Source organism: Nocardioides sp. cx-169 (genome assembly GCF_021083605.1).
In the GTDB taxonomy this organism is placed as follows: Bacteria; Actinomycetota; Actinomycetes; order Propionibacteriales; family Nocardioidaceae; genus Nocardioides.
Map to the genome: position 1 here is coordinate 54481 of NZ_JAJNRO010000016.1, position 22309 is coordinate 76789.

Below are 22309 nucleotides of genomic sequence, written 5' to 3' on the forward strand. Positions count from 1 at the left end.
TGGACCCTGGTTCGGGCGAACCTGAGGAGGTCTAGCGTCAGGGCGGCGGGAAGCGGCGGCTGCTGCGCAGCACGAGGTGGGGATCAACGGTACGCAAGGTATCGGGCTGGAAGCCGTTCTGCATGCCCCACAACACGGCCTGGGAGCGTCGGTTGGCTCCAATCTTCTGGTACGCCGTGCGGATGTAGGTCTTGATCGCGTTGACGCTCAGGAACGACCTCGCGGCGATTTCCTGGTTGCTCAGCCCTTGGGTGATCAGGGCGATCACCTCGGCTTCGCGAGGTGATAGTCCTACATCGCGTCCCGGCCAGTCGCCGTCGCCGCCGACGCTCGAGTCCTCATCACCGGGGAGGATCACGATCTCGCCCCGGACGACACGCTCCAACGCCGCCACGATCTGCGGGCCCGGCAGGACCTTCGAGAGGTAGCCACGTGCTCCGGCGGCAATGACCTGCGCGATCAGCTGGGGCGCGAGATTCCAGCTGTAGACCACGACCATGGCGTCGCTGTCGCGCACGAAGTCCTCGAGGTCGATCCCCGCACCCTGCACCTGGGCGAAGGTGTCGAAGAGGACCACGTCCACGTCCGAGAGGACCGTGGTGGACGCGCCGGTCTCGACCACGTCGATGTCTTCACTCGCCAAGAATCCCGCGACCCCGGCAACTACGACCGCGTAGTCGTCTACGATCGCCAGCCTCAAAGGCCGCTTCGATTCCTGATGCACATGCATGAGCCTAGATCAGGTGTCGCCCCCGCGCGCCAGGGAAGCCGCGGGGGCCGACGAAGACAGCGGACGACAAGGGAGACGTGCACCCCGCGGTGCCGATCAACGTGCGGTGTCGCTGGTCGGGGTAGCGCCGTTGCGCGATGATCAGTCCTCGAAACGTCGCCGCGGGGTCTGGCAACTCCGATGGGACCTGGGAGCGACTCGAGGGCGGGGAGCCCGCCGGTCAGAGGGCGACGTTCTAGGCCGACCTGTCAGCCGCGGGTGCGGTCTCCGGGCTGACCGCCCGCGTCGCCCAGGCGCGGGCTCCGCTGCGGTGGAGCAGCCACCCGACGAGGACAAGGAGAGCGCCTGAGGCCAGGAAGCCCAGGTCCCACGACAGCGGTGCCCCGAGGTCGTCGCGGACATGGTGGACACCCAGGAGCTGGTGGTTCACCAGGCCCTCGGTCAGGTTGAACAGGCCCCACCCCGCGAGCATCAGGCCGAGGTGGAAGCGCCAGGTGGGGGCCAGGCGCCCGCGCTGCCACGTGGAGATGGCGAGGACGGTGGCGGCGAGCAGGCACACCCAGGTGGCCACGTGGAACAGGCCGTCGGCCAGCGTGTTGGCCTCCAAGCCCGCGACCGTCGTGGTCGGGTACTCAGCGACGTCGCTGACCATGTGGTGCCACTGGAGGATCTGGTGGAGCACGATGCCGTCGACGAACCCGCCGAAGCCGATGCCGTAGAGCAGTCCGAAGGCCCTCGGAGGTGGCGGGGGAGCGGCGTTCTCGGTCACAAGCGGCGGTACCCACGCCCCGTCCCGTCATGCGCCGGGGAGCCTCGGCCCCGCTGCTGAGCCACTGGCACAATTGCCTCGCCTTTCGGGGCATAACTCGGGACCCCAGGCGGTTGAGGCGGGACCGGGCGATCCCCGGACCCACCTCCGTGCGAAAGAGCCACCATGACGATCACCAGCGCCACTGCCAGCACCGAGATCCTCACCGATCGCCTCGCCGCCCTTCGTGGGGAGCGCGACCAGGTACGGGCCGAGAGCCTCATCGTCGCTACTGGGGACGCCGCCGACCGCGCCACCAACGTGGAGGCCACGATCCGCCTCCAGCTCCTCGACGAGCGGATCGCCGCGGTCGAGAAGGAGATCGAGGAGAGCCGGCGCCGCCGGCACACCGACGGCGTCGTGTCCGTGGGCGACGTCGTCACCCTGGACCTGGGCGACGGCCCGGAGAAGTACCTGATCGGCTCGGTCGAGACCGCCTCCGCCGGTGTGGACGTCGTGACCCCGTCGAGCCCGCTCGGCCGCGCGATCGTCGGGACGCGGGTCGGCGACACGGTGACCTACAAGCCCCGAGGCGGCGTCACGCTGGAGGCGAAGGTGCTCGGGGTCTGAGTCCGGGGTCACGACACGCCGAGGACTGATCGGCGGCCGACTGGGTAGAGGGGCGTCATGGACTCTCCAGGAGACGCCGCGCCCCCGGAGCCCATCGGGGGGCGCTACCGCGTGGAGCGGGAGGTGGGCCGCGGCGGCATGGGCAGCGTGTGGCTCGCCTACGACGAGCGGCTCGGGCGACAGGTCGCGGTCAAGCGGGTCGGTCGCCTGCCCGGAGAGTCGCTGCCCCACCTGGCCCGCGCGATGCGTGAGGCTCGCTCGTCCGCCGCCCTCAACCACCCCCACGTCGTCTCGGTCTACGACGCGGTCGAGGAGGGCGAGCACCTCTGGCTGGTGATGGAGTACGTCCCCGGGCGCACCCTGGCCGAGATCGTCGCCGCCGAGGGGCCCCTGCCGGCCGAGCGGGTGGCCGCGATCGGAGCCCAGGTGGCCGAGGGGCTGGCCGCGGCACACGCGGCGGGCACCGTCCACCGCGACGTCAAGCCGGGCAACGTGCTGGTCGGCGACGACGGCGTCGCCAAGATCAGCGACTTCGGCATCGCCCGTAGCCAGGGGGACGACAAGCTCACCCAGACCGGGCTGATGACCGGCACACCGGCGTACTTCGCCCCGGAGCTGGCGCGGGGCGGCGACGCGACGCCCGCCTCGGACGTGTGGGGGCTCGGGGCCACGCTGTACGCCGCTGTGGAGGGCCACTCGCCGTACCCCTCGCAGGAGAACCCGCTCGCGCTCATGGCGCGGATCGCCCACGAGGAGCCGCCGGCGCCGCAGAGCGCCGGCCCCCTGCGAGCGCCGATCGCGCGGATGATGGACCCCGACCCCGAGCGCCGTCCCACCATGGCCGAGTGCGCCCAGGTGCTCCGCCGGACGTCGTCGGGTCCGACGACCACCGCCGCGCGCGCCCCCGCCCCGCAGCCCGAGGAGACGCCCGAGGAACCGGTGGTCGCCCCCGCGCCCCCGGTCGAGGAGCCGCACCGCCGGCGCGGCCCGCTGATCGTCGCCGGGCTGCTCGCCCTGCTGCTGATCGTCGGTGGCGCCGCGTTCCTGCTGCTGCAGGGCGACGGCGACGACCCGTCCGCCGACCCCGACGAGTCGAGGTCGGCTGCGCCGTCGAAGAGCGGCGGCGCTCAGACGCCGGAGGCGTCCACCGACCCGCCGAGCAGCGCCGGCACCCCCGAGTCGACCGAGGAGACGTCCGAGGTGCCGGCACCTCCCGCCTCCTCCGACGCCGAGGCGTTCGCCGAGGACTACTACGCCGCCCTGCCCGCCGACACCGACCGCGCGTGGCAGCTGCTCGCGCCCCCGTTCCAGGACCAGGTGGGCCGCGACTCCTTCGAGGGCTTCTGGGGCGGCGTCGACGACGTTGTGGTCGAGGGCACCGAGGAGTCCGAGCCCGGCACCGTCGACGTCACGCTCACCTACACGACCGGAGGCGTGGTCAAGACCGAGGTGCGCCGGCTCTACCTCGAGCAGGCGGGCGACGGCCTGCTGATCGCCGACGACGAGGTCATCGGCTGAGTGGCGCTCACGGAGGCGCGACCCAGCCGGCAGGGCGAGCGTGAGCGGCCCTAGGCTCTCCGCATGCCATCGGTGTTCGACAAGACGACCGCGGTGACCCCCGAGGGCGACGGGCGCTACGCCGCGGAGCTCGACCCCGGCTGGCAGGTCGGCGGCGCCGTCAACGGCGGCTACCTGCTCGGCGTGGTGGGCAACGCCATCCGCGCGGCGCTGCCCGACAAGCCGGACCCGCTGGTCCTGAGCGCCTACTTCCTGAGCGCCGCGACCCCCGGCCCGGCCACCGTCGACGTCGACGTACGGCGCTCCGGCGGCAGCACCTCGACGGTCGCCGCGAACCTGTGCCAGGACGGCCACGGCCGGATCACCGTGCTGGCGACGTACGGCGACCTCGAGCGCCACGGGCACGACGTCCGCACCACCGCCCGGCCCTTCGACCTGCCGCCGCTCGAGGACTGCGTGCCGAGCTCGATGGCTCCGGAGGAGATCCGCCGGATCGCGCCGCTGATGGGTCGCTTCGACATGCGCTTCCACCCCGACCAGGTCGGCTGGGCGGTGGGGAAGCCCAGCGGGCAAGCCGTGATGAGCGCCTGGTTCAAGCTCGAGGACGGCCGGGAGCCCGACCCGCTGTCGCTGCTGATGGTGCTCGACGCGCTGCCGCCGGTGACCTTCAACATCGCCGGCCCGGGCTGGGCGCCGACGCTGGAGCTGACCGCGCACGTGCGGGCCAGGCCGGCGCCGGGGTGGCTGCGGGTGCGCCACGAGAGTCGCAACGTGGCCGGCGGGATGTTCGAGGAGGACTGCGAGGTGTGGGACTCCGCGGGCCGCCTGGTCGCGCAGAGCCGCCAGCTCGCGCTGCTCCCGCGCGTCTGACTCGCATGGAGCGACGAAGCCGCTCCGCTCAGTCGAACCATGACCTCCGCATCGAGAAGATCCAGCGCCGCCACGGGTGCTCGGTGACCGACCACAGCAGGTCCGTCTCGGGCCAGTAGGCGAGGTCCTCCGGGCCCATGGGCGTGGCCAGCCGCCGCTCGCGCCAGCGCCCGGGGGTCCCGGCGAACACCGACCCGAGCCAGTACGGCGTGCGCGACACCGTGACGTGGTAGCGGCCGCGGGCCACGACGGCGCCCTGCATGTGTCCCACGCCCTCCTCCATGTCGCTGGGGAGGGAGCGGCCGTCGTGGCCGGTCTCCAGGAGCGTGGTCTCCGGGTCGATCGGGAACCGCGCCAGACGTCGGGTGCGCCCCCGCGTGGCGTACTCGCCGGCCACCAGCGCCGGCGGCGAGGAGCCCCGGTCCAGCGACAGGAAGGAGTAGCGCAGGCGCTCCTGGCCCTCCTCGGCGTGGGCGCGGTAGGAGAACCGGACCGGGAGCACGTAGCGGTAGCCGTAGGACGCCACGCGGTCGCCCTCGACGCCGATCGCGCCGCGCTCACCCGCGACCTCGTCGGGCACCTGCATCAGGTCGCTCATGCGGCAGGTCATGAAGCCCTTGGCCGTGGCGGCGACGTGCAGGTGGTCGCCGAACCACACGATGCCGCCGGCGTGCACCCGCAGCGGCGACAGCCTCAGCACCCCGTCCTTCATCGTCGGCACCACGAGCAGGACGTGGCGGTAGCGGCGGCTGTCCAGGTCGAACAGCGTGATCCGGGCGCCCTGGCGGCCGGGAGGGTCGCCGGGCAGCTGCTTGGCGTACCAGGCGACGACGACGAGCCTGCGGCCCTCGGCCCGGCCGGTGCCCGAGGCGTCGGCCGACGTGGTCACGCCCTGCGGCCACCACCGCCGGTCGCGTCGGTCGGGTGCGTCGAAGGTGAAGGCCTCGTGCACCGCGCGCCCGGGAGCCCAGGTGCGCCGTCCCTGCCGGTCGAGGTCGGACAGGACGCCGCTGAGGGGCACGCGGCCGCCCAGCAGCCGCGCGAGCGCGTCGATCTCGACGACGTTCTCGTCGGTCCGCGTCAGGTGGACGCCCTCGCCGGTCATGGGCCGACGGTACCCAGGGGAGCGGGGCCTAGGCTCGGGTGCGTGAAGCAGGTCGTCGGAGCCGCCCTCGTGCGCCACGCGCGGGTGCTGGCCGCACGTCGTACGACGCCGCCCGAGGTCGCGGGCCGCTGGGAGCTGCCCGGCGGCAAGGTGGAGGACGGCGAGCTGCCCGGCGATGCGCTGGTGCGCGAGGTCGCCGAGGAGCTCGGCTGCACCGTCGAGGTCACCGACTGGCTGAGCGGCCGGGTGCCGATCGGCGACACCCACGAGCTGAGCGTCGCGCTGGTGCGGCTGGTCGCGGGTGAGCCGGAGCCGACCGAGCACGACGAGGTGCGGTGGCTCACGCGCGACCAGCTCGCGGACGTCGACTGGCTCGAGCCGGACCGGCCCTTCCTCTCCGAGCTGGCCGCCCGCCTCGGAGCGCCGGAGCCCTTGCTGCGCGCTGTCTTCTTCGAGGAGGACCACGCGCGCAGCGCCGCCCGCCGCCTGGCGCGCGACGGCTACGAGGCCGGCGTCGTGCGCGAGCGACTGCAGGGCGAGGACGACGACGAGGACCACCCGTGGGCGGTCGTCAGCGACGCCCCGGCGTTCGTCGTCGAGCTGCTCGTCGACGAGTTCGACGGCTGGCTGGACGTGGACTCACCCGCGCCGGAGGCCGCCGCCGAGCCGGTCGAGCTGCCGACGCAGCCCAAGCGGCGGTTCCGCGACGCCCCGTAGCTACGGGGCACAGAGGGTGAAGCCGTCGCCGGCCAGAGCCGCCCGCGCGGCCATGTCGACCCCGTCGTCGAACGCGTGGTCGATCCGCACCAGCGAGTCGTCGGCCTCGACGCTCCAGTCGGCGATGTCGTCGATCGGCTGCTGGGTGCGCAGCAGCATCCCTCCATCCTCGAGCCACGCCTCGCGCGCGCTCGCGTCGGCCTCGGCCGTGTCGGCGTCGTCGAAGGCGAGCACGGTCGTCGTCTCGGCGTCGTCGCCGTGGACGAGGAAGGCCGTCGCCTCCGGTCGCTGCAGGTCCTCGAGCCCTGCCTCAGAGGTCATCGACTCCGCCTGGCCCGAGTCGTCCCCGCCCGTGGCGCCGCCGAGCGCGGCGGCACAGTCGAGGTCGCGCTGCAGGTGGGCGAACTCGGGGTCGTCGACGGCCCCCACGACCGTCTCGAAGTCCTGGGCGTCGACCAGCGAGTCCTCGTCGTCCGTCACGACGTCGAGCAGGGTCTCGGGGTCCGCGCCGGTGAGGATCAGGTGCTCGTCCGGCACGAGGACCACCTGGTTCATGACCGCGACCGGGTAGCGCCCGCCCACCAGCTGCGTGTTCGGGTCCGCAGAGCCGAGGTCGGCGGTGAACGCCCGCTCGCCGCCCATCTCGGACTCCTCGTAGCCGGCATCGACGAGGTCGTCGCCGACGTCGTCGAGGTCGAGGTCGTCGTTGATCTTCCAGGCCGTCCACGGCCCGTCGTCGGCGCCGGAGGCGACGACCTCCCACTCGACGTCGAGATCGGTGAACGCCGCCTCCTGCATCGTTCTCAGGTGCGGGGTGAGGCGCGTGAACGCCGCCGTCGTCGCGGCCTCGAGGTACCGCTCGAGCTCCTCGTCGTCCGCGCCGGTCACGACGTCGTCGACGCCCTCCCGCTCGGCGAACGCGGCGCGACCGACGTAGGTGACGGTGGTGGCGTCGGCCGGCATCACCTCGAGGGCCTCGTCGAGGTCGGAGGAGCCGGGCAGCAGCCCGCATCCGGCCAGCGAGCAGGCGGTGACCAGGGCGAGGGCTGACACGGGGAGACGGCGCATGGGCTGCATCATTACGCTTCCGGACATGACTGAAACCCCGCGTCACCGGATGCTGCTCGTGCACGCCCATCCCGACGACGAGTCCATCGGTCAGGGCGCCACGATGGCCAAGTACGTCGCCGAGGGCCGCGGGGTGACGCTGGTGACCTGCACGGGCGGCGAGATGGGCGAGATCCTGGTGCCGGAGCTGGAGCACCTGGCCGCCGACCGCGACGACATGCTCGGCGAGCACCGCCGGGGCGAGCTGGCCGATGCCATGGCGGCGCTGGGCGTGACCGACCACCGCTACCTCGGCGGCTTCGGCACCTACCGGGACTCGGGGATGAAGTGGCACGAGGACGGCCACGCGGTGCCCGCGGACGACGTGCACGAGAGCGCGTTCTGGAACGCCGACCTCACCGAGGCGGCCACGCACCTGGTCGAGGTGATCCGCGAGGTGCGCCCGCAGGTGCTGGTCACCTACGACGAGTTCGGCGGCTACGGCCACCCCGACCACATCCAGGCGCACCGGGTCGCGATGTACGGCGCGGCGCTCGCCGCGGTGCCGTCGTACCGCCGGGACCTCGGCGAGGCCTGGGACATCGCGAAGATCTACTGGGGGGCGATGTCGGAGAGCCGGATGCGCGAGGGGCTGCGTCTCCTGCGGGAGTCGGGGGACACCACGACCTTCGAGGGCATGGACCCCGACGGTCCGCTGCCGCCGTTCGTGACGAGCGACGAGAACCTCGCCGCCGCCGTCGACGCGCAGGACTACCACGAGCAGAAGATGCGGGCGCTGGCCGCGCACAAGACCCAGATCACCACCGACGGGCCGTTCTTCGCGCTGTCCAACAACGTGGGGTCGCCCGCCTGGGGGATCGAGTACTTCCGCATCGCCAAGGGCGTCCAGGGCGAGGTCGGCGAGGACGGGCTCGAGACCGACCTCTTCGCCGGCGTCTGACGCGTGCGGGCCCTGGCGGCGGTCGGCCTGCTGGTCGCGGGCGCGGCCACGGCGGTGGCGTCGGTCGCCCTGCACCAGGCCTGGTGGGGGCTGCTCCTCGCCGTCCTGGCCACCACCGCCGCGCTGCTCGCGCTGCCCGCGGGCTGGTGGTCGCGGACGGCGTACGGCGTCGGCTGGGCGGCCATGGCCGGCTACCTCTCAGTGCCGCGGGGCCGCGGCGGCTACCTCATCTCGTCGGACGTCAACGGCTACTTGTTGCTGGCCCTGGGGTTGGTGGTGACGGTGGTGTCGGTGGCGACGCTGCCGCGGCCGGGGCGCGCAGATGCCGGTCAGGGCCCGCCTGCTTCGTAGGATGCGTGCGTGACCCTGTGGGACGAGAAGACCGCGACCGAGCAAGAGCCGCGCCGCGAGCGCGAGGGCGGGCGACTGGTCCTGATGCTCCTCGTGGGCCTCGTGCTGCTGCTCGCCGGCGGCTACACCGCGGCGTACCTCGTCGCCGGTGACAAGGTGCCGCGCGGCACGACGGTTGCGGGCATCGACATCGGCGGACGCAGCCAGGACGCCGCGGTCACTGCGCTCGAGGACGGGCTCGCCGACCGGGACGATGCGCCGCTGAGCGTCGAGGTCGGCGGCCGCACCGAGGTCGTGACGGCGAACGAGGCGGGGCTGTCGGTCGACTATCAGGCGTCGGTCGCCGCGGCGGGCGGCGAGCAGAGCTGGGAGCCGGGGCGGCTCTGGGACTACTTCACCGGTGGCGACGACCTGGACGCGGTGGTCGACGTCGACGAGGCGGCCATGACCGCGCTGGTCGGGCGCCTGGGCGAGGATCTCGGCTCCGAGCCGACCGACGGCGAGGTGCGCTTCCGCAAGGGCGAGATCGTCGTGACCGACCCCGTGGTCGGGGAGGCGATCGACCCCGAGGCCCTGCGCGAGGCGCTGGTCCCGGCCTACCTCTACGGCGACCCGGTGCCCGAGCTCAGCCTGACGCCGGCCCAGCCCGACATCGACGACGCCGACGTGCAGCGGGCCCTGGACGAGTTCGCCAACCCGGCCCTCTCCGGCCCGGTCACCCTGGTCTTCGGGGACTCGCGGGTGCGACTGCAGCCGCGGCAGTTCGGCTCCGTGCTCGGCATGAAGGCCCAGGATGGCGAGCTCGTGCCGGAGCTCGACACCGACAAGCTGACCCGGCTCGTCTCGAACGGCATCAGCGAGGACGGCGCCCCGGTCGACGCGACGTTCAAGGTGGTCGACGGCAAGCCCCGCGTCGTGCCGGCCAAGCCCGGTGTCACCTACGAGCCGGCCGACGTCACCGACGCCTTCCTCGCCCTCGTGGTCAAGCCCGAGGGGGAGCGCGAGATGAAGGTCGAGGCGACGGTCGCCGAGGCAGACTTCACCACCGAGGAGGCGCGCGCGCTCGGGATCAAGAGGCAGGTCTCGTCGTTCACGACGTACTTCCCCTACGCGGAGTACCGCAACACCAACATCGGGCGCGCCGCCGAGCTGGTCGACGGCACCCTGCTCGAGCCCGGCGAGACCTTCTCGCTCAACGACACCGTCGGTGAGCGCACCCGGGAGAACGGCTTCACCGAGGGCTTCATCATCAGCAACGGGATCTTCAAGGAGGACCTGGGCGGCGGGGTCTCGCAGATGGCCACGACCGTGTTCAACGCGATGTTCTTCGCCGGGCTCAAGGACATCGAGCACAAGCCCCACTCCTTCTACATCGACCGCTACCCGGTCGGGCGTGAGGCCACCGTCGCCTGGGGTGCGGTCGACCTGCGCTTCCAGAACGACACCGACCACGGCGTCCTGATCAAGGCCACGCTGAACCCGAGCACACCGTCCAGCCAGGGCGAGCTCACCGTGTCGATGTACTCCACCAAGACCTGGGACATCACGACCCGGACCAGCGAGCGCTACGCCTACGTCCCGCCCAAGACCCGCACCCTCGACACCGCCGACTGCTACCCCAACACCGGCTACTCCGGCTTCCAGGTCGACGTCTGGCGCTACTTCAAGAAGCCCGGCTCCGACGAGCTCGACCACGAGGAGAAGTTCCACACCGTCTACACCCCCTCCGACACCGTCGTCTGCAAGCCGCCTGCGCCCGAGCCGAAACCGAAGCCCGACCGGTGACGCCACGGGGTGGATGGATACCCGGCTGACCGGGTATCCATCCCCCGAGCGACGCCCGCTACGACCGCCCCAGGTCGGCACCGAAGCGCGCGAGGACCAGCCGCTCGCAGGCTGCGTCGGGTGGGCCATGGCCAGAGAGCAGGGAACCCCTGTTTCAGGGATGTGGTGCGCGGCGCGCCGCCCGGGAGCGCCGGGTCAGCGGGCGAGGTAGCGGTAGCGGTGGTGCTCGCGGAAGCCGAGGCGCGCGTAGAGCGCGAGCGCCGGCTCGTTGTCGCCGAGGACCTGCAGGTACGCAGTCGTGGCGCCCCGCTCGGCGCCCCAGTCGAGCAGCTCGGCCATGACCACGAGCGCCAGCCCGCGGCGCCGGTGGGCCGGGGCCACCTCGAGGCTGCGGAAGCCGACCCAGTCGTCGGCGTACGCCGCCACGCCGCCGCCCACCTGCTCCCCGTCCAGCATCAGCCGGGCCGTGGCCTGATGGCCGGCGATGTCGAGGGCCACCTCCACGGCGTCGGAGCCGACGCCGCGCAGCGACCGCGAGGCCTGGCTGACCGCGGCGAGCTGGAAGACGGTGTCGGCGTCGTGGCTCTCGAGACCCCAGCCGTGGTCGCGGAACAACGCCTCCTCCTCCGAGCCCGGGAGCACCGCGGCGATCGGCCGGGCGCCGTGCGCGTCGTAGAACGCCACCACCTCGTCGTAGGCGTCCGAGACTCCCGCCGGCCCGAAGGCCAGCACCGAGTTGGCGCGGCGGGCGGCGGCGGTGGGGGAGCGGCGCAGCACCCAGCCGCCCAGGGATCGGGTCTCCAGGTCGGCGAACAGCGCGAAGCCGCGCCGCTGCGCGTCTGCGGGCGGCACGCGCTGGCGCACCGAGGGCCGGGGCGGCACCGGCTTGCCCGACACGATGTCGGCGAGCGGGATCCGCACCGGCGCCCCGGTCTCGGGCTGGACGACGCAGGCGTCGTCGCCCCACGCCGTACAGACGCCGAGCAGGTCGGTCAGGGCCGCACCGCCCGACGGCCCGGTCTCGCCCCGCACCACCCGGCGCACGACCACGCGCTGACCCACGATGTGCGGCCCGAGCATGTGCCGGCCGCCGGTGCCCTCGCTCACATGGTGGGGTTCATGTATCTGTGCCACGGCGGGATACTAGGCTGAGCACGCTCTCGCATGCTCGGACCGAACCGTCCTCAGGAGGAACCGGTGACCTACGTCATCTCCCAGCCGTGTGTCGACCTCAAGGACCGTGCCTGCGTCGACGAGTGCCCGGTCGACTGCATCTACGAGGGCAAGCGGATGCTCTACATCCACCCCGACGAGTGCGTCGACTGCGGTGCGTGCGAGCCGGTCTGCCCTGTCGAGGCGATCTTCTACGAGGACGACGTGCCGGAGCAGTGGAAGGACTACTACACCGCCAACGTCGGCTTCTTCGACGACCTCGGCTCGCCCGGCGGCGCGGCCAAGATGGGGGAGATCGACAAGGACCACCCGATCGTCGCCGCGCTCGAGCCGCAAGAGCACGACGAGTGACTGCTGCGTGACGCTGCCCCCCCGGCCCCTGGTCTCCTCGCGGCTCCCCGACTTCCCCTGGGACAGTCTCACCACGTACGCCGCTCGGGCGGGAGCGCATCCTGACGGCATCGTCGACCTGTCGGTCGGCACCCCCGTCGACCCCACCCCCCAGGTGGTGCAGCAGGCGCTGCGCGACGCCGCCGACGACCCGGGCTACCCGATCACGGTGGGCCTACCCGAGACCCGCCAGGCGTGCCTGGACTGGCTGGCGCGCCGCCACGGCGTGACCGGGCTGGGCCTGGACCAGGTGCTGCCGGTGATCGGCTCCAAGGAGCTCATCGGCACGCTCGCCGCCCACCTCGGCATCGGCGAGGGCGACCTGGTCGTCTACCCCGAGCTGGCCTACCCCACCTACGAGGTCGGGGCCAAGCTGGTCGGCGCCCGCGCCGTGCCGAGCGACTCCCTCACCGCGCTGGGCCCCGAGATGCCGGCGCTGCTGTGGCTCAACTCGCCCTCCAACCCCACCGGCCGGGTGCTGCCCGTCGAGCACCTCAAGAAGGTCGTCGACTGGTGCCGCGAGCGCGGCACCATCCTGGTCTCCGACGAGTGCTACCTCGAGAGCGGCTGGGACGTCTCGCCGGTCTCGGTGCTGCACCCGGACGTGTGCGGGGGCTCGTCGGAGGGGATCCTGAGCGTCCACTCGCTGTCGAAGCGCTCGAACCTGGCCGGCTACCGCTGCGCGTTCGTGGCCGGCGACCCCGCGCTCGTCGGCGAGCTGCTCGCCGTACGGAAGAACCTCGGGCTGATCATGCCCGGCCCCCAGCAGCGCGCGATGGTCGCAGCCCTCGACGACGACGTCCACGTCGCCGAGCAGCACGCGCGCTACGCCGCCCGCCGTACGGCGCTGCGGTCCGCACTCGAGGGCGCCGGCTTCAGGATCGACCACTCCGAGGCGGCGCTCTACCTGTGGGCCACGCGCGACGAGGACTGCTGGGAGACCATCGCGTGGCTGGCCGAGCGCGGCATCCTGGCCGCCCCCGGCGCGTTCTACGGCGCCGCCGGCACCCGGCACGTGCGGGTGGCCTTCACCGCCACCGACGAGCGGGTCGCCGCGGCCGTGTCCCGCCTGGGCTAGAGGTACTCCGGTTCGTCGTGCGCACCTGTTCGATGTCGGTCAGCCGCGCCGTTCGATGGACTGGAAGCGGTCCCGGCCGCCGCGACCCCAGCCGGTGTCGAAGCCGGGTCCGCCGCGCAGGACGTCGCCCCGCGCTGACCCGCGCAGCATGTCGTTGCCGCCGCGGCCGATCAGGACCGCGCCGTGGTCGGCATCGACCTCCAGGAGGTTGTTGCGGTGCGTGCCGACCAACGTCCAGCGCCCGGTGGAGGAGATGCCCGCCCCTTCGATGCCTTCGAGCCGGACCCGCACCATGCCGCGCCGCCGATGGAAGCGGGCCACCTGGGAGGCGAGCTCGACCCGGCCCCGGAGGATCTCCGATCCCGTGCCGCGCCATGCGACCGGCGCCGTCAGCGATGCCCGGTCCCAACCCGGTCCGCCCCGGAGGAGATGGGGACCACCAGACGCGATCGTGTTGAACAGTATGTCGCGGCCGGGGCCGCCGAGGAGTGTCCGGGCCCGGTTCCCATCCACGAGGTCGTCGCCGGTCCCACCCGCGAGCCGGTCGCCGCGGCCGCCGTTCAGCCAGTCGTCGCCGGCGCCGCCGTCGGCGCTGTCGCGGGCGCCGTCGTTCACTCCGTCGGCGCCGTCCTCGTCGTCGTCCTCGTCGCTTCCGGTCAGGACGTCGTCGTCGCCCGGACCCCCCGAGATCGTGTCCGCGCCGCCGCGTCCCACGAGGGTCTCGCCGTGGGCCGCGCCGGCGATCCGGTCGGCGTGGTCGCTGCCGACGACCTCGTGGAAGTCACCGACGAGCGTGTCGGTCCCCTCACCTTCCGCCGTGCCGGCCATGAGGTCGAGGTCGACCCCTGCGGCGGCGCGCTCGAAGCTCAGCACCTCCCCCTCGTCCCCCGTGTCGCCCCCGGGGTCCGGCCGCGGGTCGTGGCCGGCGTCCAGCAGGTCGTCCCCGGGGCCGCCCTCGAGCATGTCGCCCTCCCACAGCCCCACCTCCTCAAGGCTGATCCAGCCGTCGAGCTCGCCGTAGAGGGAGTCGTCGCCGTCCCCGCCGATGAGCGAGTCGGACCCGCCGCCGCCGCAGAGCACGTCGTCGCCCCCGGCGCCGTCGATGACGTCGTGCCCGCCGAGACCGTCGATGACGTCCGGGCCGCTCGTGCCGGTCAGCTCGTCGCTTCCCGGTGTCCCGAGCATCGTCGGCGAGGCGCAGGGGTCGGTCTCGGCGGCCGCTGTCGACGGCGCTGCCGCGGCCGGAAGCGCGATCAGCGGGAGGGCGACCAGTGCGGCGACGAGTCTCGAGGCGGTCATCGCCGCATGCTACGTCGCGCGAGCGGTCCCGTCAGTCGAAGACGTCGACGTGCACGTGGTCGCGGTGCTCGAGGATCCTGCGGTCGCCGCTGCGCGACGGCGGGTCGTAGTCGCGCCAGCCCTCGTCGTTGCCGGCCCGCCAGATCCGGTCGTCGAAGATGACGGTCTGCACGTCGAGCCGCTGGGCCTGGGCCACCAGGTAGTGCGCGATCGCCCAGCCGCGCTTCTTGTTCTGGGCGCTGATCGGGCGCACGAAGATGTCCACCGCCCGCCCGTCGTAGTGGGCGGATCCCTCCATGTGGCCGTCACGCACCCCGCCGGGCGCGAAGCCGCCCAGCGGGACCTCCCCGAAGACGCCCCGGACCTCCTCGCGCACGTTGTCGGCGCGGGCGGTCAGCCCGGTGTCCACCAGCGCGGGGTCGGTGGCCTCGCTGTCGTCGTCGATGTCGCAGGTGAAGGCGCGACGCGAGTTGCCGGTCAACGCCGAGGCCAGCGCCCGGGCGTCGGCCTCGTGGTCGGCGTACGCCGTGGGGAAGCCGGAGCGCTGCACCTCCTGCGCCGCCGCGGTGATCTCCATCCCCTGGTAGCCGTCGACCTCGACGAGCTCGTCGTAGAACGCGTTGGTCGCGTAGACCGGGTCGAGGATCTCGTCCACGGTGCCCCAGCCCTGGGACGGGCGCTGCTGGAACAGGCCGACGGAGTCCCGGTCGCCGTAGTCGATGTTGTAGAGGTCGGACTCCTGGTAGGCCGTGGCCAGCGCGATCGACGCGGCGCGCGCGGGCAGGCCGCGGCGCACCGAGATGGCGGAGATGAGCGCGGCGTTCTCGGCCTGCTCGACCTCGAGCTCCACGGTGTGCCCGTCGACGGTCACCGAGCAGGTGTCGGCCGCGCCGAGACCGAGCTCGTCGCCCTGCGTGAGCACGCCGTAGCCGACCGCCGCCACGACCCCGACCGCCGCGAGCGCGACGATGGCCGTTCCCCTCCCTCGTCCCATGGGTCCCATTCTCCGGATGGCACCCAAAGGCCGACGGCCGAGGTGTCGCGGGCCATAGGCTCCGACGACGGGAGCCGCGGTGGAGGTGGCGACTCCTGGTGAACACCTCCAGCGGCGCCTGCGCGTCGCACCAACGAAAGAAGGCGCCCCGTGTTGATCCTCATCGTCGTCCTGGTGCTCGTCGTCCTGGTCGTGGGCCTCGTGGTGGTCGGCTTCAACCGGCTGCGCACGGCCGATGTCGGGGCCGAGGAGGCGCTGGGTGGGATCGACGTACGACTGACCCGGCGCGCGGACCTGGTCCCCAACCTGGTCGAGACCGTCAAGGGGTACGCCGCGCACGAGAAGGGCGTCTTCGAGGAGGTCACGGGCGCCCGCGCCGCGGTGCAGACTGCGGCGGCCGGAAACGACGTCGCGGCGAAGGCCGCCGCCGACGCCGCGCTCCAGCAGTCGTTGGTGCGGGTCAACGCCGTCGCCGAGGCCTACCCCGACCTCAAGGCCAACACCAACTTCCTCGAGCTGCAGACGCAGCTCGCCGAGACCGAGGACCAGATATCGTCCGCGCGCCGGGACTACAACGACGCCGTCGCGACGCTCAACAAGCTCGTCCTCACCATCCCGTGGATGTTCCTCACCGGGATCGCCGGCGTGCACAAGCGCGAGTTCTACGACGCCCCCGAGGGCCAGCAGGCCGCGCCCTCCGTCGAGTTCTGAGCGCTGACCCTTCAGAAACTGTCTGACGGGTCAGCGGTTCGTCAGGCGACCTGGGTGAGCTTCTGGAACTCCGCGTCGGTCAGCTCGATGTCGGCGGCGGCGACATTGGACTCGAGGTGGGCGACGCTCGAGGTGCCGGGGATCGGGAGCATCACCGGCGAGCGGCGCAGCAGCCAGGCGAGCGCGAGCTGCGACGGCGTGGCGCCGTGCTCCTGGGCGGCGGTGGCGAGCGGCCCGTCCTCACGTGACAGCTCGCCGGTGGCCAGCGGGAACCACGGGATGAAGCCGATGCCCTGCTCCTCGGCGTACTCCAGCAGCGGCTCGGCGTCGCGCTTGACCAGGTTGTAGAGGTTCTGCACGGTCGCGATCGTGGCGACCTGCTGCGCGGCCTTGGTCTGCTCGACGCTCACCTCGGACAGGCCGATGTGGCGGATCTTCCCCTCTTCCTGCAGCTTCTTGAGCTCACCGACCTGGTCCTCGAGCGGTACGACGGGGTCGATGCGGTGCAGCTGGAAGAGGTCGATCGCCTCGACGCCGAGGTTGCGCAGCGAGAGCTCGGCCTGCTGGCGCAGGTACGCCGGCACCCCGACCGGCGTCCACACGTCCGGCCCCTGGCGGGTCAGGCCGGCCTTGGTCGCGATGACGACGTCGTCGGCGTAGGGGTGCAGCGCCTCCTTGAGCAGTTGCTCGGCGACGACCGGGCCGTAGGAGTCGGCGGTGTCGAAGAAGGTCACGCCGAGCTCGACGGCGCGTCGCAGCACCCGCACCGCCTCGTCGTGGTCCTTCGGAGGTCCCCACACCCCGTCGCCCGTCAGCTGCATGGTGCCGTAGCCGAGGCGCACGACCGGGAGGTCGCCGCCGATCTGGAAGGTGCCGGACGCTGCTGCTGTCGTGGTGGTCATGGTGGGCTGTAACCGGGCCGGGCCCTGAGGTGTTCCCCCCGCGAGGTCAGAACACGTTGAGGGGGCGGAACTGCACCGAGATCCGCGGCCCGGCGTGGGCCACCTTCGGGACGGCGTGCTCCCACGTGCGCTGGCAGCTGCCGCCCATGACCAGCAGGTCGCCGTGGCCCATCTCGATGGAGAGGGAGTCGCCGCCGCCCCGGGGGCGTAGGTGCAGCTTGCGCGGGTCGCCGACCGAGACGATCGCGACCATCGTGTCCTGGCTGCTGCCGCGCCCGATCGTGTCGCCGTGCCAGGCGACGCTGTCGCGGCCGTCGCGGTAGTAGCAGCAGCCGGCCGTGCGGAACGGCTCGCCCAGCTCCGACAGGTAGTGCTCGGAGAGGGCGTCGCGAGCCTCCTCGAGCACGGGATGGGGGAGGGTCTCGCCGATCATGTAGGTGTAGACGAGGCGGGGCACGTCGACGACGCGGTCGTACATCTGACGCCGCTCGGCACGCCACGGCACGCCCTCGACCATCGTCGTGAAGATGTCGTCGGCCTCGGGCACCCAGGAGCGGAGCACGTCCACCCAGGCGCCTCGACCCAGGGCCCGGCGCTCGAGCCCCTCGAAGGACGCGAGCCCGTGCGGCGGCGCCGCGAACAGGGAGGTCTGGAAGTCCATGGGGACACGATACGCGATCCTTCGAACACGCGTTCGATGTCGTGGGTCGTTCCGGCGCGGCCCCGACGAAAGCCTCTGGCGGTCGGCTGGTGCGACGCGAGAGGGTGAGGCCATGACCGACGCCCCCCTCGCCGGTGCTGACGCGACGGCGTCGCGGCCGCCCGCCGCCCGTGTCCAGCACCTCACCAAGACCTACGGCTCCGGACAGGCCATGGTGCGCGCGCTCGACGACGTCAGCCTCGACATCCACGCGGGCGAGTTCACCGCCGTCATGGGGCCCAGCGGCTCGGGCAAGTCGACGCTGATGCACCTGTGCGCGGCGCTGGACACCGCGACCAGCGGCACCGTCGTCATCGGCGACCGCAGCCTGGAGCACCTCTCGGACAAGGAGCTCACCCGGCTCCGGCGCGACGAGATCGGCTTCGTCTTCCAGTCGTTCAACCTGGTGCCGACGCTCACCGCGAAGGAGAACATCCTGCTGCCGCTGTCGATCGCCGGCCGCAAGCCCGACTCGGCCTGGTACGACGAGGTGATCGCGACCGTGGGTCTGGGCGACCGACTCGGTCACAAGCCCAACGAGCTCTCCGGCGGCCAGCAGCAGCGGGTCGCCGTGGCCCGGGCCCTGGTCAGCCGCCCGCGGATCGTCTTCGCCGACGAGCCGACCGGCAACCTGGACTCGCGCTCCGGCGCCGAGGTGCTCGAGCTGCTGCGCAGCAGCGCCGCCGACCACGGGCAGACGGTCGTGATGGTCACCCACGACCCGGTGGCGGCGGCCTACACGAACCGCGTGGTGTTCCTGGCCGACGGCCGCGTGGTCGACGAGCTGCGCCACCCCGACCGCGAGCAGGTCCTCGAGATCATGGCCCGCATGGCCGAGCCGGGGGCCTGAGCGGCATGTGGCGCGCCTCCCTCAAGAGCCTGCTCGGGCGCAAGGTCCGGCTGCTCATGAGCACGTTCGCGATCGTGCTCGGCGTGGCGTTCGTCGCCGGCTCGCTGATCTTCTCCGACACCCTGAGCCGCAGCTTCACCGCGCTCTTCGCCTCCACCGTCGGCGACGTGGTCGTCCGACCGGTCGGCGGTACGACGGCCAGCGGCTCGATCTCCGCGCTCACCCTGCCCGGCTCACTCGTCAAGGAGCTGGGAGAGGTCGACGGGGCGGGCAGGGCCGACGGCAACGTCACCGCGCTGGGCGTCTACGTCGTCGGCGAGGACGGCAAGGTCATCGGCGGCCTCGGCCCACCGGCCCTCGGCGGCAACTACACCACCGCGCCGGCCGCCGGCGGTGAAGGGCTCACGCTGGTCGAGGGCCGCGAGCCGCGGGGCCGCGACGAGATCGTCCTGGACGAGACCACGGCCGAGAACGGCGGCTACGAGGTCGGCGACACCGTGCCGCTGCTGCTGCCACGCGGACTGAGCAAGCTGTCCCCGACCCTGGTGGGCGTGGCCGGCTTCCCCGACGGCGGGTCGTTGAACGGCGCCACCTTGACCATGTTCGACACCCGGACGGCGCAGGAGCTGTTCCTCGACGGCAAGGACGTCTACAACGACGCCTGGGTGACCGCAGAGGACGGCGTCTCCCAGGCGGAGCTGCGCGACGCCGTCGCGAAGGTGCTGCCGGACGAGACCGAGGCGGTCACCGGCGACGAGGCGGCCGACGAGTCGGCCAGCGACCTGCTCGAGGCGATCTCCTTCATCACCACCTTCCTGTTGATCTTCGCCGGGATCGCGCTGGTGGTCGGGTCGTTCCTGATCATCAACACCTTCTCGATCCTGGTCGCGCAGCGCAGCCGCGAGCTGGCGCTGCTGCGGGCGCTCGGCGCCTCGAAGCGCCAGGTCGTGCGCTCGGTCCAGCTCGAGGCGTTCGTGCTCGGGTTGCTGGGGTCCACGCTCGGCCTCGGGTTGGGCGTGCTCCTCGCCATGGGGCTGCGCTCGCTGTTCGCGCAGTTCGGGCTCGACCTCTCCGGTCAGCCGATGATCTTCGGGTGGCGCACTGTGCTCGCGTCCTACCTCGTCGGCGTGCTGGTGACGATGGCGGCGGCCTGGCTCCCGGCCCGCCGTACCTCGCGGATCTCGCCGGTCCAGGCCATGCGCGACGACATCGCGCTGAGCGAGAGCTCGATGACCACCCGCTTCATCCGGGGGGCGGCCCTCGGCGTGGCGGGGCTGGTGGTCCTCGGCCTGGGCCTCTTCTCCGGCCTGCCGTACGGCGGTCAGATGGTCGGCGCGGGGGTGCTGGCGATCCTGCTGGCCGTCGCCGCGATGAGCCCCGTTCTCTCCCGGCCGCTGCTCTCGGCCGCTCGCTCGGTCTATGCGCGGCTGTTCGGCTCGATCGGCAACCTGGCCGGGCAGAACTCCCTGCGCAACCCGCGCCGGACGACCGCGACCGCGTCGGCGCTGATGATCGGCCTGACCCTGGCCTGCACGATGGCGATCGTGGGTGACTCCGCCAAGGCGTCGGTCGACAAGTCGGTGGAGGAGAGCTTCGTCGGCGACTACGTGGTGAGCAACGTCTTCGGGGGCGAGTTCAATCCGGCCATCGCCGACCGCATGGCGCAGCTGGAGGGGGTCGACGCGGTGGTGCGCCAGCGCTACCAGTTCCAGGACTTCGGGGGGCAGGGCATCTCCGCCGTCGACCCGGCCACCGCGGACCGCCTCGAGCTCACCGTCACCGACGGGGACCTGGCCGACTTCGCCGACGGGACCGTGATCGTCCAGGAGTCGCACGCCGAGGACGAGGGCCTCGAGGTGGGCGACGAGGTCGAGGTCGAGACGCCGGCCGGGAAGAGGAGCTGGCCGGTGGTGGCCGTCTACGAGGACAACCCGATCGTCTTCCTGCCGGTCGTGACCACCCTGACCACGATGGAGGAGGCCGGCTACGAGCCCGCCGACAACGCGGTCATCGTCTTCGCCGAGCCGGGCGCCGACGACCTGCAGGCCGGCCTCGACGCGATCGTCGAGGAGCTGCCGATCGTCACCGTCAAGGACCAGGCGGCCTTCGCCGAGGAGCAGCGCGAGCCGATCGACCAGTTCGTGCTGATCATCTTCGCGCTGCTCGGCCTCGCGCTCGTCATCGCGGTCCTCGGGATCGTCAACACCCTGGCGCTGTCGGTGATCGAGCGCACCCGCGAGGTCGGACTGCTGCGCGCGATCGGGGTGTCGCGCTCGCAGCTGCGGTGGATGATCACGCTGGAGTCGGTGGTGATCGCCGTGCTCGGGGCGGTGCTGGGCGTGGTGCTGGGGGTCGGCTTCGGGGTGGCGCTGATGTACGCGCTGCGCGACGAGGGCCTGGAGGTGATCAGCGTGCCGTACGGTCAGCTCGCCGTGTTCCTGGTGCTGTCGGTCGTGATCGGGATGCTGGCGGCGATCTTCCCGGCCCGCCGAGCGGCCAGACTGGACGTGTTGAGGGCGATCGCCACCGAGTAGCGGGTCCCGCCGCAGGTCAGCGCCCTAGTGCCGGATTCGGGGGACGCGAAGGCTCGCCGCGTCCTAGTCTGAACAGGTGGAAGAAGCGCTCCTGGTCGACGGACGGACGCTCAAGCACGTCCAGGTGCGCGAGTACGTCCGGGCCCTCGTCACCGGCTCCGCACCCGGCTCCCCGGCGCCGTCGGAGCGCGAGCTCGTGCACCGCTTCGGGGTCGCGCGGATGACGGTGCGCCAGGCGCTGGACGCGCTGGTCGCCGAGGGCCTGCTGGAGCGGATCCCCGGTCGCGGCACGTTCGTGGCCCGGCCCCGTCAGGCGGTCACCCGGATCTCCGGCTTCACCGAGGAGATGACGCGCCGCGGGCTCCTCGCCGAGTCGCAGACCCTCCTTGCCCGCCGCGAGCAGGCCGGCCCGGGGGTCGCCCGGGCCATCAACGTCTCCGAGGGCGACGCGGTCATCCACTGGCGCCGGCTGCGGCGCGGAGACGGCTCGCCGGTCTGCGTCGAGGACGCCTACCTCAACGAGATCCTGCTGCCCGGCTTCCTGCAGAGCGGCATGCCCACCAGCCTGTATGACGCCCTCGGCCAACGCGGCCTGCGGCCCAGCTGGGCCGAGGACTCCATCACCGCCGACCGGCCCACCGTCGAGGAGTCCTCGCTGCTCGAGCTGCCCGCCGGTGGCGTCGTCCTGCGCCAGTCGCGACGCGCGCTGTCCGGCGAGAAGATCGTGATGGTCTCGCGCTCGGTCTACCGCGCCGACCGCTTCACGATGTGGGTGCAGCTCGGCGGCTGAGCGCGCTCGTCCGCGGCCGCCGGCCGCTCAGCTCTCGCTGAGGTGCCCGAGCGCGGCCACGACCCGGCCGGTCTCCTCGCACACCCAGACCGGGTCCGGACCGCCGAGGTCGGGCTGGATGTAGAGCGAGTGGACCGGTCCGTCGTGGCAGCTCAGGCACAGCGGCCACCGACCCGAGCCCTCGAAGAGCGCGTCCTGCACGTCCTGGGCGACCAGCCCGGCGACGTACACCTCGCCCTCGGGCCACTGCTCGGCCCACCACCGGCGTGAGGCGCACGCGTCCTCCAGAGCGGACACGGCCTCGCGCGTGGCCGCGCGGCGGGCCTGCAGATCGGCGAGCACGCGGGCGCGGGCGTCGAAGTACAGGGCGTCGTCCACGGACCTATTGTGCCGACGGGCCAAGCAGGCCGGCGGCACGACCTGTTG

The 22309-nt window shown here is 72.4% G+C and carries 23 protein-coding genes; 13 read left to right on the top strand and 10 right to left on the bottom strand.

Translation table 11 applies throughout. The features are described from left to right. Positions 1 to 37: 37 nt before the first annotated feature. Positions 38 to 724, bottom strand: a complete 687-nt coding sequence (locus LRP67_RS18785; RefSeq protein WP_231271681.1) for a response regulator transcription factor — start codon at positions 722 to 724, stop codon at positions 38 to 40. A 241-nt stretch (positions 725 to 965) separates the two neighbouring features. Beyond that, positions 966 to 1499, bottom strand: coding sequence for a DUF2243 domain-containing protein (locus LRP67_RS18790; protein ID WP_231271682.1), 534 nt, complete (start codon positions 1497 to 1499; stop codon positions 966 to 968). Positions 1500 to 1664: 165 nt separating this feature from the next. Between LRP67_RS18790 and LRP67_RS18795 the strand changes: the two genes are divergently transcribed. The 3 genes from LRP67_RS18795 (at position 1665) to LRP67_RS18805 (ending at position 4496) form a co-directional block, all read left to right on the top strand. Continuing rightward, complete coding sequence (locus LRP67_RS18795; RefSeq protein WP_231271683.1) at positions 1665 to 2108, top strand: GreA/GreB family elongation factor; 444 nt, start codon at positions 1665 to 1667, stop codon at positions 2106 to 2108. A gap of 57 nt (positions 2109 to 2165) precedes the next feature. After that, complete coding sequence (locus LRP67_RS18800; RefSeq protein ID WP_231271684.1) at positions 2166 to 3626, top strand: serine/threonine-protein kinase; 1461 nt, start codon at positions 2166 to 2168, stop codon at positions 3624 to 3626. A 63-nt stretch (positions 3627 to 3689) separates the two neighbouring features. Next, on the top strand, positions 3690 to 4496 hold the full coding sequence (locus LRP67_RS18805) for a thioesterase family protein (protein WP_231271685.1): 807 nt from the start codon (positions 3690 to 3692) through the stop codon (positions 4494 to 4496). A 28-nt stretch (positions 4497 to 4524) separates the two neighbouring features. Here the strand turns inward: LRP67_RS18805 and LRP67_RS18810 are convergent, their stop codons facing one another. Beyond that, a complete protein-coding gene (locus LRP67_RS18810; RefSeq protein WP_231271686.1) occupies positions 4525 to 5601 on the bottom strand; it encodes a hypothetical protein in 1077 nt (358 codons plus the stop codon). A gap of 42 nt (positions 5602 to 5643) precedes the next feature. On the opposite strand from LRP67_RS18810, the gene LRP67_RS18815 reads away from it, so the two are divergent. Beyond that, the gene (locus tag LRP67_RS18815; protein WP_231271687.1) at positions 5644 to 6318 is read left to right on the top strand and encodes a (deoxy)nucleoside triphosphate pyrophosphohydrolase; all 675 of its coding nucleotides are present in this window, start codon (positions 5644 to 5646) and stop codon (positions 6316 to 6318) included. On the opposite strand, the gene LRP67_RS18820 is transcribed toward LRP67_RS18815, so the two are convergent. After that, the gene (locus LRP67_RS18820; protein WP_231271688.1) at positions 6319 to 7386 is read right to left on the bottom strand and encodes a hypothetical protein; all 1068 of its coding nucleotides are present in this window, start codon (positions 7384 to 7386) and stop codon (positions 6319 to 6321) included. It lies immediately after the preceding gene. Between the two features lie 25 nt (positions 7387 to 7411). On the opposite strand from LRP67_RS18820, the gene mshB reads away from it, so the two are divergent. From mshB to LRP67_RS18835, 3 genes are read left to right on the top strand one after another with little or no spacing between them, the layout of a single operon-like run. Beyond that, entirely contained in the window at positions 7412 to 8326 is a 915-nt protein-coding gene (gene mshB / locus LRP67_RS18825; RefSeq protein WP_231271689.1) for an N-acetyl-1-D-myo-inositol-2-amino-2-deoxy-alpha-D-glucopyranoside deacetylase, read from the top strand. 3 nt (positions 8327 to 8329) lie between these two features. Next, positions 8330 to 8677: a hypothetical protein gene (locus tag LRP67_RS18830; protein ID WP_231271690.1), complete on the top strand. Its 348-nt coding sequence runs from the start codon at positions 8330 to 8332 to the stop codon at positions 8675 to 8677. Positions 8678 to 8686: 9 nt separating this feature from the next. Continuing rightward, complete coding sequence (locus tag LRP67_RS18835) at positions 8687 to 10462, top strand: VanW family protein (RefSeq protein ID WP_231271691.1); 1776 nt, start codon at positions 8687 to 8689, stop codon at positions 10460 to 10462. Positions 10463 to 10657: 195 nt separating this feature from the next. On the opposite strand, the gene LRP67_RS21960 is transcribed toward LRP67_RS18835, so the two are convergent. After that, complete coding sequence (locus LRP67_RS21960) at positions 10658 to 11596, bottom strand: GNAT family N-acetyltransferase (RefSeq protein ID WP_231271692.1); 939 nt, start codon at positions 11594 to 11596, stop codon at positions 10658 to 10660. Between the two features lie 63 nt (positions 11597 to 11659). On the opposite strand from LRP67_RS21960, the gene fdxA reads away from it, so the two are divergent. Together fdxA and dapC are read left to right on the top strand one after the other, a co-directional pair. Beyond that, entirely contained in the window at positions 11660 to 11986 is a 327-nt protein-coding gene (gene fdxA, locus LRP67_RS18845; protein WP_231243332.1) for a ferredoxin, read from the top strand. Between the two features lie 7 nt (positions 11987 to 11993). Then, positions 11994 to 13103: a succinyldiaminopimelate transaminase gene (gene dapC, locus LRP67_RS18850; protein ID WP_308189786.1), complete on the top strand. Its 1110-nt coding sequence runs from the start codon at positions 11994 to 11996 to the stop codon at positions 13101 to 13103. A gap of 39 nt (positions 13104 to 13142) precedes the next feature. Here dapC and LRP67_RS18855 read toward each other — a convergent pair whose 3' ends face one another. Together LRP67_RS18855 and LRP67_RS18860 are read right to left on the bottom strand one after the other, a co-directional pair. Continuing rightward, complete coding sequence (locus LRP67_RS18855; protein WP_231271693.1) at positions 13143 to 14402, bottom strand: calcium-binding protein; 1260 nt, start codon at positions 14400 to 14402, stop codon at positions 13143 to 13145. Between the two features lie 31 nt (positions 14403 to 14433). Next, the gene (locus LRP67_RS18860; RefSeq protein WP_231271694.1) at positions 14434 to 15396 is read right to left on the bottom strand and encodes a hypothetical protein; all 963 of its coding nucleotides are present in this window, start codon (positions 15394 to 15396) and stop codon (positions 14434 to 14436) included. 150 nt (positions 15397 to 15546) lie between these two features. Here LRP67_RS18860 and LRP67_RS18865 point away from each other — a divergent pair, with 150 nt between their 5' ends. Further along, entirely contained in the window at positions 15547 to 16107 is a 561-nt protein-coding gene (locus LRP67_RS18865) for a LemA family protein (RefSeq protein ID WP_231271695.1), read from the top strand. A gap of 41 nt (positions 16108 to 16148) precedes the next feature. On the opposite strand, the gene LRP67_RS18870 is transcribed toward LRP67_RS18865, so the two are convergent. Both LRP67_RS18870 and LRP67_RS18875 read right to left on the bottom strand, forming a co-directional pair. Beyond that, positions 16149 to 17009 (bottom strand): aldo/keto reductase, encoded by an 861-nt coding sequence (locus LRP67_RS18870; protein WP_231271696.1) that lies wholly within the window; start codon positions 17007 to 17009, stop codon positions 16149 to 16151. Between the two features lie 46 nt (positions 17010 to 17055). Further along, positions 17056 to 17670, bottom strand: a complete 615-nt coding sequence (locus LRP67_RS18875) for an alpha-ketoglutarate-dependent dioxygenase AlkB (RefSeq protein WP_231271697.1) — start codon at positions 17668 to 17670, stop codon at positions 17056 to 17058. Positions 17671 to 17782: 112 nt separating this feature from the next. Between LRP67_RS18875 and LRP67_RS18880 the strand changes: the two genes are divergently transcribed. The 3 genes from LRP67_RS18880 to LRP67_RS18890 all read left to right on the top strand — a co-directional run bounded on the left by LRP67_RS18880 (position 17783) and on the right by LRP67_RS18890 (position 21883). After that, positions 17783 to 18559, top strand: a complete 777-nt coding sequence (locus LRP67_RS18880; RefSeq protein WP_308189787.1) for an ABC transporter ATP-binding protein — start codon at positions 17783 to 17785, stop codon at positions 18557 to 18559. A 5-nt stretch (positions 18560 to 18564) separates the two neighbouring features. Then, complete coding sequence (locus tag LRP67_RS18885) at positions 18565 to 21093, top strand: ABC transporter permease (RefSeq protein WP_231271698.1); 2529 nt, start codon at positions 18565 to 18567, stop codon at positions 21091 to 21093. A gap of 76 nt (positions 21094 to 21169) precedes the next feature. Continuing rightward, on the top strand, positions 21170 to 21883 hold the full coding sequence (locus LRP67_RS18890; RefSeq protein ID WP_231271699.1) for a GntR family transcriptional regulator: 714 nt from the start codon (positions 21170 to 21172) through the stop codon (positions 21881 to 21883). Positions 21884 to 21910: 27 nt separating this feature from the next. Here LRP67_RS18890 and LRP67_RS18895 read toward each other — a convergent pair whose 3' ends face one another. Then, entirely contained in the window at positions 21911 to 22261 is a 351-nt protein-coding gene (locus LRP67_RS18895; RefSeq protein ID WP_231271700.1) for a hypothetical protein, read from the bottom strand. Between the last annotated feature and the right edge of the window lie 48 nt (positions 22262 to 22309).

Coding starts and splice junctions, on each gene's coding strand:
- LRP67_RS18795 (WP_231271683.1), top strand. CDS start 1,665: ATGACGATCACCAGCGCCACTGCCAGCACCGAGATCCTCACCGATCGC.
- LRP67_RS18800 (WP_231271684.1), top strand. CDS start 2,166: ATGGACTCTCCAGGAGACGCCGCGCCCCCGGAGCCCATCGGGGGGCGC.
- LRP67_RS18805 (WP_231271685.1), top strand. CDS start 3,690: ATGCCATCGGTGTTCGACAAGACGACCGCGGTGACCCCCGAGGGCGAC.
- LRP67_RS18810 (WP_231271686.1), bottom strand. CDS start 5,601: ATGACCGGCGAGGGCGTCCACCTGACGCGGACCGACGAGAACGTCGTC.
- LRP67_RS18820 (WP_231271688.1), bottom strand. CDS start 7,386: ATGCGCCGTCTCCCCGTGTCAGCCCTCGCCCTGGTCACCGCCTGCTCG.
- mshB (WP_231271689.1), top strand. CDS start 7,412: ATGACTGAAACCCCGCGTCACCGGATGCTGCTCGTGCACGCCCATCCC.
- LRP67_RS18855 (WP_231271693.1), bottom strand. CDS start 14,402: ATGACCGCCTCGAGACTCGTCGCCGCACTGGTCGCCCTCCCGCTGATC.
- LRP67_RS18860 (WP_231271694.1), bottom strand. CDS start 15,396: ATGGGACGAGGGAGGGGAACGGCCATCGTCGCGCTCGCGGCGGTCGGG.
- LRP67_RS18870 (WP_231271696.1), bottom strand. CDS start 17,009: ATGACCACCACGACAGCAGCAGCGTCCGGCACCTTCCAGATCGGCGGC.
- LRP67_RS18875 (WP_231271697.1), bottom strand. CDS start 17,670: ATGGACTTCCAGACCTCCCTGTTCGCGGCGCCGCCGCACGGGCTCGCG.
- LRP67_RS18880 (WP_308189787.1), top strand. CDS start 17,783: ATGACCGACGCCCCCCTCGCCGGTGCTGACGCGACGGCGTCGCGGCCG.
- LRP67_RS18885 (WP_231271698.1), top strand. CDS start 18,565: ATGTGGCGCGCCTCCCTCAAGAGCCTGCTCGGGCGCAAGGTCCGGCTG.